Raw genomic sequence first — 14,486 nt, 5'->3', positions numbered from 1 at the left:
TTATACCGCCTGTTCAACTATGGCGTCGGTTAAGTGTAACTGAGTTAATTGAGTGGCCTGTAATCTTTCTTTCAGCAAGTTACACAAATTACTTAATTCCTCAAATTGAACCACTATCCTTCGCTGTTCTTGTAACGGAGGTAACGAGACAACAAACGCTCTAATTAAAGATAAATTTAAGTTCCCCTGAGAAACACCTTTACCTAGGGTGTTCCTTTCAGAAAAGCCTCGCCCTAATGGAGAATTCAACCACAAAACAAGGTACTCTGAAATTACTGATGATTTATGTGGCTTTAACAATCCAGTACTTACATAGATAGCAAATTCAAGATCTGTATCTATCATCGCTGCTTCACCGATTCCAGCACCAACACGAGACAACAAAATATCCCTAAACTCTGGAGTTCTATTTTTGATATATGCCTGATAATGCTCTTCTGATACGTATCGACAATTTTCAGGCATGAATCGAAAAGGCTTAACACATTGTGCTGAGATAAACGGTCGCCCTGTATCCGTATACTTAGGTGTTTGATGCGTACCGTCTGTTATTAATTCACATAAGTCTTGCATGTGCGCAAAGCCCCACCCATTAGGCAACTCAAACGGCTTTTCATCATCAGTAATCGGTGGCAGTGCTTTTTGCTTTTTGATTTTCTTGTCTTTAATTAACTGCGCTTTTTCTTCTGCAATAAGCTCAAGCAATTTTGCAGCAGGTTCATCGGTCGGGTCTTGTGGGACAAGCTTACCCATAACCGCCAGTTGCAGGATGGTTTGTTTTAGTTGGTCGATGCTCGCTTCGGTGGTGAACAAAGTATCGAAGTGCTCGCTAATTCGAGCCCAATTTTGCATTAGCTCGTCAGCATCAGTAGAATTGGTTAACGTGTCTAACAGCTTTGTCACCAAGACCTGATGCGCTTCCATGCTGGCTTCGGTTTGTTGCTCTAGTTGGTCGCAGAGTGTCATGAGTTCATCGACTTTTGCGACAATGCGGTCTTGTTCCTTAATGGGAGGAAATGGCGTAACAACATTGTTGGCTCTAGCTATGGTAAGAGTATGAACCGTCGTTCCCATGCTATCTTCATGAATATCTCGATTCCATAAAGGAGAACGCATATACATTGATAGGTAATCAGCATTAACTCCTGCAATATTTTTAAAAATTAGAACACTAGCATCTTTGAAGTAAAACCTCTCTTGCGCTTTTACAACATGAGGCACACCTATCGTGCCAACACCAGTAAACATAATGTCATTTTCTTCAGGAATAATTCCACTTTGAGACAACTGACTAAAGAGTTCTTCTGAAATAAACAATTCATTTTCAACAAATCCATTTTTCGATAATTTGACGATTTCTCTAGCTCTATAAAATGGAACGCCATTATCAGTCCAATCTTTTTTCTGAACCCTACTACTCGAACCTACAAGCCCTAAACTTCCCAAACGGTGATATGTCCAGTTCTTTGGCAGAATAAAAGGCATTTGTTCATTATCGATAAGCGCAAGAGGTTTCTGCTTGCGAATTATTTTTTGTTCAGCTAAACGTTCTTTAGCTTTATCGGCTAATTCCACCAATACCGAAGCAGGCTCATCATTTGGGTCTTGTGGCACTAACTTACCGCGCACCGCCAATTCCAAAATCAGCTCACGCAGTTTCTTCACGCCATAAAGCTCGCGCTTTTTGCTACTGCCACGGCCTGTTGTTGCTTTGGTCTTTACTGTTGAAGTCCAAGTGTCGATATTGTCGGTAATCAACTGATTAATAGGAGTTTGGTCAAGGCTCATCATTCACCCTCACCTACAGATGATTTCAGCGCATCACCAAGAATGCCTTTCAGTTTGTTACGTAGCTCTGTGATCTCTTGTTGCTGCTGTTGATAGCTTGCTAGCAATTCTTGCGGATCATGGCTTACCACTTCTTCTTGATATGGGTTCTTAATATCGAGGTTGAAGTTGCGCTCGATGATCTCTTCAATCGAGACTTTCCATGCGTGCTTATTCTCAACACGAGAAGCAAAACCGTTTTCTTCGCTACCCCACCACTCTTGCTCTTGCTTGAACTCTTCAAACTTCATTGGCTTAGTTTTGCTGTAGTTCTTAACGCCTTCTGGGTATGGGTGCTCGTAGAACCACACGTCTTTTGTCGGCTTGCCTTTGGTGAAGAACAGAATGTTGGTTTTAATACCTGTATATGGGTTAAACACGCCATTAGGTAAGCGAACGATGGTGTGCAGGTTACACTCTTCCGTCAGCATCTTTTTAATTTTGGTTTTAACACCTTCACCAAACAATGTGCCATCTGGCAGTACTACTCCTGCTCGACCATTGTTTTCATCTAAAACTTCGATGATTAGCTGCAAGAACAAGTCTGCAGTTTCACGCGTCTGCATTTCGGCAGGGAAGTTTTTCTCAATACCATCTTCTTCAGTGCCACCAAACGGTGGGTTGGTCGCAATCACATTGATGTTGCTGTCCCAACTTGAAAGCGGCTTGTTTAGCGTATTGCCGTGTTTGATTTGTACAGGTACTTCAATACCGTGCAGCATCATGTTGGTGATACACAGTAGATGCGGAAGCTGCTTCTTCTCTACACCGTGAATTTGCTTTTGCAGCGTTTGATGGTCAGCCGCCGTTTTCACGTAGTTGTTTTTAACGTGATCGACTGAACAAGCAAGGAAGCCGCCCGTACCCGTTGCTGGGTCCATAATAGTTTCGCCAAGCTTAGGGTCTAAACGGTCAACGATAAAACGAGTCACAGCACGAGGGGTGTAGAATTCACCTGCATTGCCTGCGCTTTGGAGGTCTTTCAGGATTTGCTCGTAGATATCACCGAATAAGTGGCGTTCATTAGAGTCAGTAAAGTCAATTTCATTCAGCTTATTGATGACTTGGCGTAGCAACGTACCGTTTTTCATGTAGTTGAACGCGTCACTGAACGCTTCTTTTACCACAAAACCACGCGGGTTCTTATCTACCGGCGCCGTCATGTTCTTTAGATGAAAAAACAGGTCATCGTTTACAAATTCCAGCAGTTTGTCGCCCGTAATACCTTCTGCATCTGCTGCCCAATTACGCCACAGATATTTTTCATCAATCGGTGTTTTGTAGTCGTCCATTTCTAGCTCTAGCTCTTCTTCCTGAGCATCGAATACTTTTAGGAATAAAAGCCATGACATTTGACCAAGGCGTTGAGCATCACCATCAACACCTGCGTCTTTACGCATAATGTCTTGAATGGATTTAATTACAGAACTGATAGACATGTTTTACTACTTTAGCTAACTGAAAATTGGGGCGAATTATAGCAGAACATCGCTCGAAAAAATCGATTTATGTCTATGAATGTAGGCGTATAATCACGCTAGAATTATAGATTCAATAAATACTTATAAATCAATCATGTTAGTTGCCAATGAAAATAGAATGCCCCCATTGCCAAGCCGATAATGACATCGAGTTTGCTGAGAATATCTCTTGTAAAGAGTGCGAGAAGAGTTTTAAAGGCTTTAGCTTTAGTAAGCGAAAATGGATATCAGCAAGTACCACATTGCTTATTGGTGCTTTTGGTGGTTACCAAGTGAATAATGCTTTCGATGAAGAACGCTATCCCCTGGAAGTGGAGTACGCGATCATAGATACCTGCGTGAATTCTTCCCAAAATATGGTCGATGTAAGCTGGTATGAAAACAAGCGAGATACTTGTTTATGTGCGATGAGTAAAACTGAAAAAGCCATCCCGTATTCGGAATATAAAGCTGACAACAAGCCGTTTATCGCAGCATTCATCCACAACTCTAAAAGCTGTTGAGTAAATAAACGAAAAAGAGGCGCTAGTGCGCCTCTGGGTATGTACAGCTATTTGTTTTTAGGGGTATTTCCTCGACCACCGCCCGATGGTTTGCCCGTCGTGCTTGGGTAATTTGGATTCGGCTTAGCACCACCTTTTGGTGTACTTGAAGCTGGTTTATTCATGATGAACTCCTATTTCCCTTGTTTTTGGTTGTGAGCAGCCGCGCGTTGAGCTCGGCCAGCAAAGTCACCTTTAGGAACTTGCCCACCATTTTGTTTTGCGGCATTACCTTGGATGCGAGCAGCGGCTTCTGGTGTCATTGGTGTTTTTGATTTAGTCATGATTTTATCCTTTAAAATTGATTATTTACGTGTCTTCGCTAAGACAATTGCATATTAACGAACGGACTTGGGACAAATGGGGACAAGAAAAAAACAAACAGAGATACGAGACCTTATTGCGTCTTTGGGATGGAGCATTCGTCAGTTGGCTGATGTGCTATATGAAGAACTTTATTGCGATGATTACGAGGATCTTCAAGATGTAACCCCAGAGGCAGTCTCAAACTTTTATGAGAAGCTAAAGAAACATTTGAAAAGAGAAACGACATCGGAAAAGCGCCTTGATGCGTATCTAAAAGTCATTACTGAACACCCAGACTACCTTTCTTTAAAGCTAAATATGGTGCCTACAAAGTACATAAATCATTCTTGCTTAGACGATGAGTTCACTAAGCTTCTTTCAGAGTTTTCTTCAGAGTTAGATCGAGTGGGTGAGTCAAAATAAAAAGGTCGCTAAATTTAGCGACCTTTGCGAAGGGAGTTTATGCGGTTTGTTCAAATGAAGTTTGATAGATTGCCGCTTCTAGTTCATTTACCGCTTCGAGATACTGCGGCTTACCACCAAAGCCTTTCTTGATGATTTCAATCGGTCGACCCATTTCATCGAAAGGTTTTACTTTCAATACATGAATATTTTCAATCTCTTGAACGCCTTCATCCGCGTACTTATCCAGTAGATTATTCAGTACCTGCTGTGCTGTTTCACCGTACTTAGTGAAGTAGTTGCGCTTTTTCACGTTCTCCGCTCGCTCTTTTCGAGTCAATGGCGGTTGGTCATATACAACGTGACAAATCATATCAAATGGGTCCATGTCTTTGCCCACTTCTTGCTCCAGCGCTTCCCATATAATGCCGAGCTCAGCAAGTTCATCAATAATGGCTTGCTTGCGATCTGCATCATTCCATTTCTTGGTGAAATCATCCATTGACGCAAACTGCGTTGCCATTGCTTTGCGGGTATAGTCTTTAAATGATTCCGTTACCAATTTACCGTCACTGTCATAGTACTGGACACGCTCAGCGACCTTAGTTACCGAAACACCAGACACATAAAACTTGCGCACTTCTTCTTGAATCGGTTCATCTCCACCTTCAGGGATGTTACCTCCATCCGTTGGGGTATCTGTTGGCGTCGTCGGTTCAGAAATTGTAGTGGGGTCTATATCATCCTCGAAAAACGAGTCATCTATCCCTTCATCACCTGTGCCATCGACAATATCGTTGAGATCATCTGGGTTTTCAAAATCTTCTGGTTTAGTGACTTTTACCCTTTCTGGTGTACCGTCAAAACGTTCATCGGCAAAGAGCTCTGTCGCCTTTTTAAAGTCAAGAATAGAGAACCACAGCTTACCAAATCGGTCATCAATACGCGTGCCCCGACCAATGATCTGCTTGAATTTGGTCATGGATTTGATCGTCGAATCAAGTACGACCAATTTACATGTCTTTGCGTCGACCCCTGTCGTCATCAATTCAGATGTTGTTGCAATCACCGGATATGCTTTTTTCGGGTTAATGAAGTTATCAAGCTGAGCTTTGCCGATTTCATCATCCCCTGTAATCTTCATTACGTATTTTTCGTTTTTTGCCATTTGCTCTGGGTTGCAGTTAGCAATGGCACGTCGCATACGCTCTGCATGGTCGACGTCGTTACAAAATACGATGGTTTTCGCCATCGGATCTGTACGTTTTAAATATTTAGTAATGGTGTGAGCAACTAATGCTGTTCGCTCATCTATCACCATTGTTCGGTCGAAATCTTTTTGGTTGTAGATGCGATCAGTGATGGTTTCCCCATGCTTGTCTTTCTGACCTTTGGTTGGACGCCAACCTTGTAAGTCTACATCGAGATCGACACGAACCACTTTATAAGGAGCGAGGAATCCATCTTCGATCCCTTGCTTTAGAGAATAGGTATAAGCAGGCTCACCAAAATATTCAATATTAGAAACTTCGTCTGTTTCTTTTGGCGTAGCAGTCAAACCAATTTGAGTAGCGGAACTAAAATATTCCAGAATTTCTCGCCAAGCGCTGTCTTCAGACGCACTACCGCGGTGACACTCGTCAACAACAATTAAGTCAAAGAAGTCAGGGCTCACGTTCTTAAAGATTTTCTTCTGCTCTTCCTGCCCCGTCATCGCTTGGTAGAGACCTAGGTGAATTTCAAAAGCAGGATCGATATTACGGTTTCCAATTTTGGTCATGGCAGTACCAAATGGCTGGAAATCGTTGTTCTTCGTTTGGTCAACTAAGATATTACGATCTGCCAAGAACAAAATTCGCTTTTTCGTCCCAGACTTCCATAACCGCCAAATGATCTGAAATGCTGTGTAGGTTTTCCCCGTACCCGTTGCCATCACCAGCAACACTCTGTTCTTTCCTTCAGAGACGGCTTCTATGGTTTTGTTAATCGCATTTAATTGATAGTAACGCGGAGATTTACCGCTTCCATCATCGTAGTAAGCTTGTGTAATTAGCGGCAGTTGCTCGTCTGAGTAACCTTTCCATTGACAGTATTTTTCCCACAGCATTTGAGGTGATGGGAAGTCTTCGAGTCTGATTTCTGTTTCTAGTTGCTCAGGGTTCGTTTTATCATGAAATATAAACCCATCACCATTACTCGCAAACACAAACGGAACATCCAGAAGTGACGCATAATCCAAGCCTTGCTGCATTCCCTTACCAATTTCGTGCTTGTTCGCTTTCGCTTCCACTACAGCAAGCGGCATACTCGGTTTGTGATACAGCACAATATCAGCAGACTTCACTTTCTTACGCGCGGCAATCTGACCACGAACTACAACTTTACCGTCACGCAGTTTTACTTCTTGGCGAATTTGGTTCATGTCATCCCAGCCGTTTTCTTTAATAGCGGGAAGAATGAACTTGGAGATGATGTCGGCTTCAGACAGCTGAGACTTGGAGAACTTTTCGACCATACAACTTTGATTCCATACTGAATTGCGACGGATTATATAACAAAGTTCATATGGGTGAAAAATAAGAACGCAACAATAGTATGGTTAATGGGTAATCCGATCACAAATTGCAGGCTTGAGAGATTATGTTGAAAATGAAAGCAGCGAAAACAACAAAGCCCCGAAAACTCATAAAGTTATCGGGGCTTTGATATTAAATTACTATCACTCAGTTTCGGCTCTGAGCCTTAACGCTTTTCGCTTCTTACCAGTTCCGCTAATGTAGATAAGCGTTGCTCGCTTTGTTTGACGTATGGGTTTGCTTCATCCCATGCGTAACCAGCGAGGATCGCGCTGATCATTTGTTTGATACGTGGATTCGGTTCTTGGTAGAAGATGACATCTTGTAGCTTACCGTTGTACCAACCTTCTACATAGGTGCGGAAGGTGTTCACTCCAACCATCAGGCGATCGGCGTAGTCTGCTTGCCAATCCACGGCTTCACCGTTGAGCTGACGCTCAATACAGTCTGCTGCAAATTGAGCCGACTTCATCGCGATGGTCACGCCAGATGAAAAGACAGGATCAAGGAATTCACCGGCATTGCCAAGCAACGCATAGTGCGATGTTGCAAGGTGTTTTACATTGGCCGAGTATCCACCGAGCTCACCGGCTGGGTTCGGGTAGTTGGCTTGATTAAGCAACTCAGCCAAACCAGGCTCTTCACTTGCTAGCCGTTTAATGGCTGCGATTTTGTCTTCTGGGTAGTTTTCAAAAAACGCTGGCTCACCCACCACACCAAATGAACAGGTGCCGTTGGAGAATGGGATCAACCAATACCAAACATCGTGGTTATCTGGATGCACAGAGATCAGGATCTTGTTGCGATCGTATTCGATGTTCTCGGCAGTGATGTTGTCTTCAATGTGGGTAAAGATCGCCTTTCTTGGTGGCAAGCAAGACGGCTCTTCCAGCTCTAACAATCTTGGAAGCACACGTCCAAAGCCGCTGGCGTCTAATACATAATCGGCTTCAATTTGATACGCTAATTCGTTTTCATCGATAACAGAAAGAACCGACTTTGAGCCTTCAAATTCGATGCTTTTCAGTTCGTGCTGGTAACGAATTTCAACCCCTTGCTGCGCGGCACTGTCTGCCAATACTTTATCGAAGTGACCACGCTGGACTTGGTAGGTTGTACCCGGACCTGAGGTGAACTTATCGGTAAAATCAAATTGGGTGTAAACGCCGTTGCGACGAAATGCAGCCCCGTCTTTGTATTGGAAACCAGTTTGGTTGACTGCCTCTAACATGCCCGCTTGCTCTACAACTTCCATGCACGCTGGAAGTAGGCTTTCACCGATAGAGAAACGTGGAAAGGTGGCTTTTTCAATCACAACAACATCGATATTTCGTGCGTTGAGCAATGCTGATACGGTAGAACCTGACGGGCCCGCACCAATAACGACGACTTGCTTTTGCTCTGTTTTCATTCTGTTTTCTAGTTTGCTTGTAGTTTTAATAGTGTGTGACCAAGGCCAATGTTGTCTGTTCTTTCTGCCACGGTTAAGCCTGCAGCTTCAACAATCTCTAGGAAGTCATCACTGCGGTAGAAGCGGCTGTTACCATTTGCAAGGCAAGTAAAGTACAGCGACGTGGCATTCAAACTGTAAGAGGCACCGGCATATTTTTGCGCGTCCCAGAACAATTCGAGAATGTATACGGTATCGCCTTGTCGTAGTTGCGCTTTGACTTTCTTTAAAATATTGAGAATTTCGATTGGAGAGAAACAATCGAGGAACTGGCTCATCCACCAAATGTCGGCATGCTCAGGCAAGGTTTGAGCTTTGTCCAGCATGTTAGCAGGGAATGGTTTGATGCGATCACTTAGCTGGTTATCCGCTGCGTTCGACATCGCCACTTCAAGCTGCTGTGGTAAATCGACAATCGTCACTTGAACGTCTTGATTGTGGTTACAACACTGCATCGCCCACTTACCTGTGTTACCACCGATATCGACAATGTGGCTTGGTTTGTTGGCAAACACTTCTTTTAGTAGCAATGGGAAGGAACGGTCTGAGTAGAAATGATCAAACTTGAACCAGCTCTGCTTCGCTTGCTCTGGTAAGGTCGATAGCCCTTGGTAAATGGTTTCCCAATCACCCAATTCTTTTAAGCCTGACGGTTTGCCCTCTTTGATCGCATCGGTTAGGTGCATCATTGCGGCATAACAAACGTCTGCTGTGAAATCCATGTTGGCTTGCGTCATGCCATCATAAAGCAAATAGAAGCCAAGGTTTGCCAATGAGTAGTTAGGTTTTTCCCACAGCACGATATGCGCGCTAATGGCCATGTCTAACAGCACTTTGACGCCATATTCAGATACGCCCGTTTTCTCTGCGATCTCTACGGCATTCATGCCTTTTGAGCCCGCACTATCCAACGCAGCTAAAATCCCAAGATCTCGAAGTGTTCTCGCGGTCTGGAAAACAATAGGGGCGAAAGATAATTTTTGAGCTTCTGTTTTTGCTTCAAAAGCGTTGAATGGATCAATATTTTGATTTAACACGAAAAAACCTAACTACTATTAATAAAATTATTGTTGAGACTCAGCACCTAAAAGTGCGATGGCTCTCTGAATATCAACATTCAGGTTGTTAACCCAACGATTGTAATTACGGTGAATTTTGCCATCACTCGCTTTTAGATTTACTGAGTTGAGATAAATAATTGAATAATATTTGTTGTTATATGGAATTTTTACTTCAGCAAAATGGCTACGAACGTGAATTTTGGCAATTAATACACCTGGGTTCACTTCTTCTATCGTCCAACCACGATTTGTTGCTGATTGCACAATCGCAGCTTTTACTTGTTTATTTTGAAGATCATAAGCAACTGGAGTATCCTCCACATTCATTACAGGTTGTACTCTTCCACAACCGACAAGAAGCACTGTTAATAACACAGAGATAAGCAGCTTTAAGCGAGACATGGTCGTTTCCTTTTATTGTGACTCTGGTGAAACCCAGATTCTATCGAGCTGTAAAATAAACAATTTAAACAAATATGCCAAACTCGAAGATCAAAATTTCGTTTAATATCGATGCATTATCCGCCAATTCATTGGGTTTAAATCAACCAGAAGAATGGGAGCAGTGGGCATCGGACTGTATATGGCCTGAAGAGGGCAAATTACACGTCGCAGATATCCCACCAATGATGCGCCGACGTATGAGCGCATTAAGCAAACTTGCGGTCCAAACCGCGATTGATTTACTCAAACAGTACGATGTGGATTACTTGGTGTTTGCGAGTCGCCATGGTGAGTTACATCGCAGCGCAGCGTTGATTGAAGACATTATCCAAGGCGAAGAAGCTTCCCCAATGGCGTTTTCTCAGTCGGTGCACAATACCGCAGCGGGCTTGGCAACCATTGCGACTAAGCAACCTATCCCATTGACGTCGATTGCGGCATCAGAGAACACTTTTCAAAGCGCATTGATTGAAGCGTGGTTGTTTCTCGCAGAGAACCCAGACAAAAAAGTACTGTTTATCGACTTTGATGAACCCTTGCCTGATGCTTACTCGAAGTTTGAGACCCAGCAGTATCAAGGTTATGCCGTCGGTATGGTGTTGTCTGCTGGTGACGATTTTAAGATAGAGCAAGTCGCAACAGAAAAAAGCGGAGACACGTCCCAACCTTGCCCGCTCCCACAAGGATTAGCTTTCTTAAAACACTATCTTTGTGAAGATCCAAGCTGGTTGATTCATTCGCCACAGCAAACGTGGGAATGGCATCGTCGATGAGGGTTTTGAATCAATATTGGCGTGTCTTTGCTACTGGCTTTTGTTTTTCCGTATTTGGGCTTGGCGGTCTAGTACTCAGTTTTATCGTCATTCCACTCATTGGTTTAACCACCTCCGATCAAACCGCCAAGGAATATAAAGTCCAAGGTGCGATACAGTTTGCTTTTAATACCTTCTGTAAATTGATGAAATTTACTGGCGCAATCGATTATAAGATCATCGGCGCAGATATTATTCAACAAGATCAAAATTGCCTTATTGTTGCCAACCACCCAAGTTTAATTGATTACGTTCTTATCGCATCTCAATTAAAGCGTTGTGATTGTTTAGTAAAGTCAGCGATTTGGGCCAACCCATTTATGAAGCACATTGTGAAAGCTGCGGGTTATATTCCTAATGAAGCTCCTGATGATTTATTAACAATGTGTGAAGAACGTTTTGATAATGGCAATGTATTGCTCATTTTTCCGGAAGGCACAAGAACCACTCCTGGGGTAAAATCAAAATTACAGCGTGGTGCTGCACAAATAGCAGTAAGAACGCAGCGAGATTTAAGAGTTGTACATATTACGGTGACGCCTAGCTTCTTAACAAAAGAGAAAAAGTGGTATCAAGTTCCGGCGACAAAGCCCTTTTTCAAAGTGGAAGTGAAGGATAAAGTTGAGATTGAGCCTTTTATAAAGCAAACTACGTCCCCAACAATAGCGGCTCGTCGCTTACAGCAGCATTTAGCTGATACTATTTTTCCAGAATTATAAGCAGGTCCCAGTGGAACAATTACACAACAATATCAAGCAACTTATTATTGACGCATTGAACCTAGAAGATTTAACCGTCGACGATATTGAAACCGAAGCGCCGCTGTTTGGTGATGGTCTAGGCTTGGATTCTATTGATGCACTTGAGCTTGGCTTAGCGATTAAAAAGCAATACAACATTGTCATTGATGCTGACGATTCAAATACACGTGAGCACTTTGCTTCAGTAGCTAACCTTGCGAAGTACATTTCTTCTCAAACTTCTTCCCAAGATAATGAATAGTTTTTAGGTATATTCATGACAGATGTAAATAAAGATCAAGTATTTGAACAAGTTAAAGATGCACTGGTAGAACTGTTTGAAATCGACGCTGCGGATATCCAGCCAGAAGCACACCTTTACACCGATCTCGACCTAGACAGCATTGACGCGGTAGACCTTGTGGTTCACCTGCAAAATGTCACCGGTAAGAAAATCAAGCCAGCTGAATTCAGCACCGTTCGTACGGTGGATGACGTGGTAACGGCTGTCGCTGAACTTCTTAAGGAAAGTTAATGCGCCAATTGCTGACTGGTCTGTCTGCAATTGTCCTGTTTGCCTACCCTTTTGCTGTTTACTTCGGCATTGATCGATTTGGCTTAAACCTCGTTGGGGGCTTGTTAATTGCAGCGTTGCTCTTGCGATTATTGGTTGCAAACAAGACCCCGCTGAAAGAATTTAAGTTTCTTGCTTTCACCACTGGCATTGTTGGTATCGTTCTGGTCACCCTTGGGGTTGTATTTAAGCAACACGGGTGGCTAAAGTTCTATCCTGTCGTGGTGAACCTTTGCATGCTTGGGGTATTCGCCCTTAGCTTAAGACAGCCTCAAACCATCATTGAGCGATTGGCTCGGCTTCAAGAACCAGATTTGCCTGAAAGCGGCGTACTCTACACACGTAAAGTCACTCTGATGTGGTGCGCATTTTTTATTATGAATGCGGCAACTGCACTGTATACCTGCTTTGAATCCATCGAGATTTGGACGTTATACAACGGCCTGATCAGCTACCTACTTGCAGGCAGTTTATTTGCCGGTGAATGGATAGTGCGCCAATTTGTACGAAAGGAACACTAGATCGTATGAACACCCGTTCTTCTGACTTCTCTTCTATTGCCATGTTAATGCGCGCTCAACGTCCTGAACCATCGGTCGTCGCCTTCGAGTCCGCTCAAGAAAAGACATGGGATGAATTTCAGCGCAGTGTTTCCGCTCTTAAAAGACAACTCGACGCCAATCCATCGCTGCGTATTGCTCTTTGCTTTACCAATAGCTACCTGTTTGCCATCAGTTTTCTTGCTTGTTGCCATGCCAATAAAGCCATCGTTTTGCCAGGGAACTACCAACCAGAAGCATTAAAAGAACTTGATGAACATTACGACCTCGTCCTTCATGATGCTGACGTTTCGGTACCAGACAGCTTGGCCACACGTTGCGTGACGGAAGAAGCAGATGACCGCTCGATGGAGTGGCACTCGCTTAACGCCAGCGCTCTGAGCATCACTTTGTTTACGTCCGGTTCTAGCGGTAAACCTAAAGCCATCGCGAAAACACTTAAACAACTGGATGTCGAAATTGCGATTCTTCAATCCTTATGGGGAGAGAAAATCGCTGGCTGTCAGATTGAAAGTACGGTCTCTCATCAGCATATTTATGGCTTACTTTTCCGTGTGCTTTGGCCACTTTGTGCTGGTCGCGCTTTTGCTACCCACAATCTGGAGTTTCCAGAGCAAATTGTGAATCATGCCACCAGCAATATCGCTTTAATTAGCAGCCCTGCTCTGCTCAAGCGTCTCACCGAGGAGCATAAACCGACGGCATTGCGCTGCGTTTTCTCCTCTGGTGGCCCATTACCGAATGACGCCGCACAACACAGTGCTGAGATTTTTGGTGACTATCCAGTCGAAGTATTTGGTAGTACAGAAACGGGCGGTATTGCTTATCGTCAACAACTTACTGCGACACAACCTTGGACGCTGTTCCCTGGAGTTGAAGCGGCATTAAACCATGAAAATTGTTTAAAGCTTCGCTCACCGCACATCGATGAAAACGCTTGGTATCAAACCGCAGATGAATGCTATTTCCATGATAGTATTTCTTTCGAATTACGCGGCCGCACAGACCGAATCGTTAAGGTCGAAGAAAAACGTGTGTCTTTGGTTGAAGTAGAAAAACGTTTAAAACAACTGCCTTGGATTAAGGAAAGTGCTGTTATTCCTATGGAGCAAGCAGGACGATTGTCGCTTTTTGCTGTCATAGTATTGAACGAGCAAGGCCAGCAGACATTAAGTGAACTGGGCAAAGGCAAGTTTTGGCTTGCACTGAGAAAAGCGCTACGTAACTGGTTAGAGCCGATTGCGATACCACGCAAATTCCGAGTGCTGGATGAAGTACCACTTAACAGCCAAGGTAAGCGACAAGTCGCTGAAATAGAAAAACTATTCCAAGAATAATTAAGCATCGAACATGGACAAAAGAAAACCAACGCTCAAGAACATAGACGTGTTAGATAAGACAGCGACCATTGAGATGCTTGTCGACGCTGACATCATGGATTTCCAAGGGCACTTTACGCATTTCCCCCTACTGCCGGGCGTAACTCAAATCGATTGGGCGCTGTTTTATGCCGTCGAATACCTCAATACGCCTGCAGTATTTAAAGGGATGGAAGTGATCAAATTCCAAGAACCTATCCTGCCAGATATGCAGGTTAGCTTATCGCTGTCTTGGGATTCTGAACGTGAAAAGCTGGCGTTCAAATATACTTCTCAATCCGCTGAACAGACGATTGTTCACTCATCTGGCAAAATGAAATTGGGTAGCTAGT

At 43.5% G+C, this 14,486-nt stretch carries 16 protein-coding genes; 9 read left to right on the top strand and 7 right to left on the bottom strand.

Annotation, left to right across the window (positions count from 1 at the left end; translation table 11 throughout):
* Complete coding sequence (locus tag L1076_RS10585; protein ID WP_237303583.1) at nucleotides 1–1,791, bottom strand: restriction endonuclease subunit S; 1,791 nt, start codon at nucleotides 1,789–1,791, stop codon at nucleotides 1–3.
* Nucleotides 1,788–3,266, bottom strand: a complete 1,479-nt coding sequence (locus L1076_RS10580) for an N-6 DNA methylase (protein ID WP_237303582.1) — start codon at nucleotides 3,264–3,266, stop codon at nucleotides 1,788–1,790. The genes L1076_RS10585 and L1076_RS10580 overlap by 4 nt, the downstream gene beginning before the upstream one ends.
* 149 nt (nucleotides 3,267–3,415) lie before the next feature.
* On the opposite strand from L1076_RS10580, the gene L1076_RS10575 reads away from it, so the two are divergent.
* The gene (locus L1076_RS10575; protein ID WP_038879353.1) at nucleotides 3,416–3,811 is read left to right on the top strand and encodes a hypothetical protein; all 396 of its coding nucleotides are present in this window, start codon (nucleotides 3,416–3,418) and stop codon (nucleotides 3,809–3,811) included.
* A gap of 173 nt (nucleotides 3,812–3,984) precedes the next feature.
* Here L1076_RS10575 and L1076_RS10570 read toward each other — a convergent pair whose 3' ends face one another.
* Nucleotides 3,985–4,134 (bottom strand): hypothetical protein, encoded by a 150-nt coding sequence (locus L1076_RS10570; protein WP_080971540.1) that lies wholly within the window; start codon nucleotides 4,132–4,134, stop codon nucleotides 3,985–3,987.
* Between the two features lie 76 nt (nucleotides 4,135–4,210).
* On the opposite strand from L1076_RS10570, the gene L1076_RS10565 reads away from it, so the two are divergent.
* Entirely contained in the window at nucleotides 4,211–4,579 is a 369-nt protein-coding gene (locus L1076_RS10565; protein ID WP_038879351.1) for a hypothetical protein, read from the top strand.
* Between the two features lie 37 nt (nucleotides 4,580–4,616).
* Here the strand turns inward: L1076_RS10565 and L1076_RS10560 are convergent, their stop codons facing one another.
* From L1076_RS10560 to L1076_RS10545, 4 genes are all read right to left on the bottom strand, one after another.
* Complete coding sequence (locus tag L1076_RS10560; protein ID WP_038879350.1) at nucleotides 4,617–7,073, bottom strand: DEAD/DEAH box helicase family protein; 2,457 nt, start codon at nucleotides 7,071–7,073, stop codon at nucleotides 4,617–4,619.
* A 227-nt stretch (nucleotides 7,074–7,300) separates the two neighbouring features.
* The gene (locus L1076_RS10555; RefSeq protein ID WP_038879347.1) at nucleotides 7,301–8,545 is read right to left on the bottom strand and encodes an NAD(P)/FAD-dependent oxidoreductase; all 1,245 of its coding nucleotides are present in this window, start codon (nucleotides 8,543–8,545) and stop codon (nucleotides 7,301–7,303) included.
* An 8-nt stretch (nucleotides 8,546–8,553) separates the two neighbouring features.
* Nucleotides 8,554–9,621: a class I SAM-dependent methyltransferase gene (locus tag L1076_RS10550; protein ID WP_038879344.1), complete on the bottom strand. Its 1,068-nt coding sequence runs from the start codon at nucleotides 9,619–9,621 to the stop codon at nucleotides 8,554–8,556.
* Between the two features lie 27 nt (nucleotides 9,622–9,648).
* Entirely contained in the window at nucleotides 9,649–10,047 is a 399-nt protein-coding gene (locus tag L1076_RS10545; RefSeq protein WP_104027384.1) for a hypothetical protein, read from the bottom strand.
* A gap of 74 nt (nucleotides 10,048–10,121) precedes the next feature.
* On the opposite strand from L1076_RS10545, the gene L1076_RS10540 reads away from it, so the two are divergent.
* Genes L1076_RS10540 through L1076_RS10510 form a run of 7 tightly spaced genes read left to right on the top strand, consistent with a single transcriptional unit; the run spans nucleotide 10,122 to nucleotide 14,485 of the window.
* Nucleotides 10,122–10,862, top strand: a complete 741-nt coding sequence (locus L1076_RS10540; protein WP_237303581.1) for a beta-ketoacyl synthase chain length factor — start codon at nucleotides 10,122–10,124, stop codon at nucleotides 10,860–10,862.
* On the top strand, nucleotides 10,859–11,620 hold the full coding sequence (locus tag L1076_RS10535) for a lysophospholipid acyltransferase family protein (RefSeq protein ID WP_039975620.1): 762 nt from the start codon (nucleotides 10,859–10,861) through the stop codon (nucleotides 11,618–11,620). The genes L1076_RS10540 and L1076_RS10535 overlap by 4 nt, the downstream gene beginning before the upstream one ends.
* A gap of 10 nt (nucleotides 11,621–11,630) precedes the next feature.
* Entirely contained in the window at nucleotides 11,631–11,903 is a 273-nt protein-coding gene (locus L1076_RS10530; protein WP_038865613.1) for a phosphopantetheine-binding protein, read from the top strand.
* A gap of 15 nt (nucleotides 11,904–11,918) precedes the next feature.
* Nucleotides 11,919–12,176, top strand: a complete 258-nt coding sequence (locus L1076_RS10525; protein WP_038865615.1) for an acyl carrier protein — start codon at nucleotides 11,919–11,921, stop codon at nucleotides 12,174–12,176.
* Nucleotides 12,176–12,736: a hypothetical protein gene (locus L1076_RS10520; RefSeq protein WP_237303580.1), complete on the top strand. Its 561-nt coding sequence runs from the start codon at nucleotides 12,176–12,178 to the stop codon at nucleotides 12,734–12,736. The genes L1076_RS10525 and L1076_RS10520 overlap by 1 nt, the downstream gene beginning before the upstream one ends.
* 5 nt (nucleotides 12,737–12,741) lie before the next feature.
* Nucleotides 12,742–14,112 (top strand): AMP-binding protein, encoded by a 1,371-nt coding sequence (locus L1076_RS10515; RefSeq protein WP_237303579.1) that lies wholly within the window; start codon nucleotides 12,742–12,744, stop codon nucleotides 14,110–14,112.
* Between the two features lie 13 nt (nucleotides 14,113–14,125).
* Nucleotides 14,126–14,485 carry a 3-hydroxyacyl-ACP dehydratase gene (locus L1076_RS10510; protein WP_045463721.1) on the top strand — a complete coding sequence of 120 codons (360 nt, stop codon included), beginning with the start codon at nucleotides 14,126–14,128 and terminating at the stop codon, nucleotides 14,483–14,485.
* The last annotated feature ends 1 nt before the right edge of the window (nucleotide 14,486 follow it).

It is taken from the genome of Vibrio sp. MMG023 (assembly GCF_021654215.1).
GTDB lineage: Bacteria > Pseudomonadota > Gammaproteobacteria > Enterobacterales > Vibrionaceae > Vibrio > Vibrio jasicida.
Note: the sequence above shows the minus strand (reverse complement) of the source record. Positions and strands in the feature narration are given on the sequence as shown.

Excerpts from the sequence above, each read along its gene's own strand:
- L1076_RS10570 (WP_080971540.1), bottom strand. The coding sequence starts at position 4,134 with ATGACTAAATCAAAAACACCAATGACACCAGAAGCCGCTGCTCGCATC.
- L1076_RS10525 (WP_038865615.1), top strand. The coding sequence starts at position 11,919 with ATGACAGATGTAAATAAAGATCAAGTATTTGAACAAGTTAAAGATGCA.
- L1076_RS10555 (WP_038879347.1), bottom strand. The coding sequence starts at position 8,545 with ATGAAAACAGAGCAAAAGCAAGTCGTCGTTATTGGTGCGGGCCCGTCA.
- L1076_RS10545 (WP_104027384.1), bottom strand. The coding sequence starts at position 10,047 with ATGTCTCGCTTAAAGCTGCTTATCTCTGTGTTATTAACAGTGCTTCTT.
- L1076_RS10510 (WP_045463721.1), top strand. The coding sequence starts at position 14,126 with ATGGACAAAAGAAAACCAACGCTCAAGAACATAGACGTGTTAGATAAG.
- L1076_RS10540 (WP_237303581.1), top strand. The coding sequence starts at position 10,122 with ATGCCAAACTCGAAGATCAAAATTTCGTTTAATATCGATGCATTATCC.
- L1076_RS10565 (WP_038879351.1), top strand. The coding sequence starts at position 4,211 with ATGGGGACAAGAAAAAAACAAACAGAGATACGAGACCTTATTGCGTCT.
- L1076_RS10560 (WP_038879350.1), bottom strand. The coding sequence starts at position 7,073 with ATGGTCGAAAAGTTCTCCAAGTCTCAGCTGTCTGAAGCCGACATCATC.
- L1076_RS10515 (WP_237303579.1), top strand. The coding sequence starts at position 12,742 with ATGAACACCCGTTCTTCTGACTTCTCTTCTATTGCCATGTTAATGCGC.
- L1076_RS10575 (WP_038879353.1), top strand. The coding sequence starts at position 3,416 with ATGAAAATAGAATGCCCCCATTGCCAAGCCGATAATGACATCGAGTTT.
- L1076_RS10520 (WP_237303580.1), top strand. The coding sequence starts at position 12,176 with ATGCGCCAATTGCTGACTGGTCTGTCTGCAATTGTCCTGTTTGCCTAC.
- L1076_RS10580 (WP_237303582.1), bottom strand. The coding sequence starts at position 3,266 with ATGTCTATCAGTTCTGTAATTAAATCCATTCAAGACATTATGCGTAAA.
- L1076_RS10535 (WP_039975620.1), top strand. The coding sequence starts at position 10,859 with ATGAGGGTTTTGAATCAATATTGGCGTGTCTTTGCTACTGGCTTTTGT.
- L1076_RS10585 (WP_237303583.1), bottom strand. The coding sequence starts at position 1,791 with ATGATGAGCCTTGACCAAACTCCTATTAATCAGTTGATTACCGACAAT.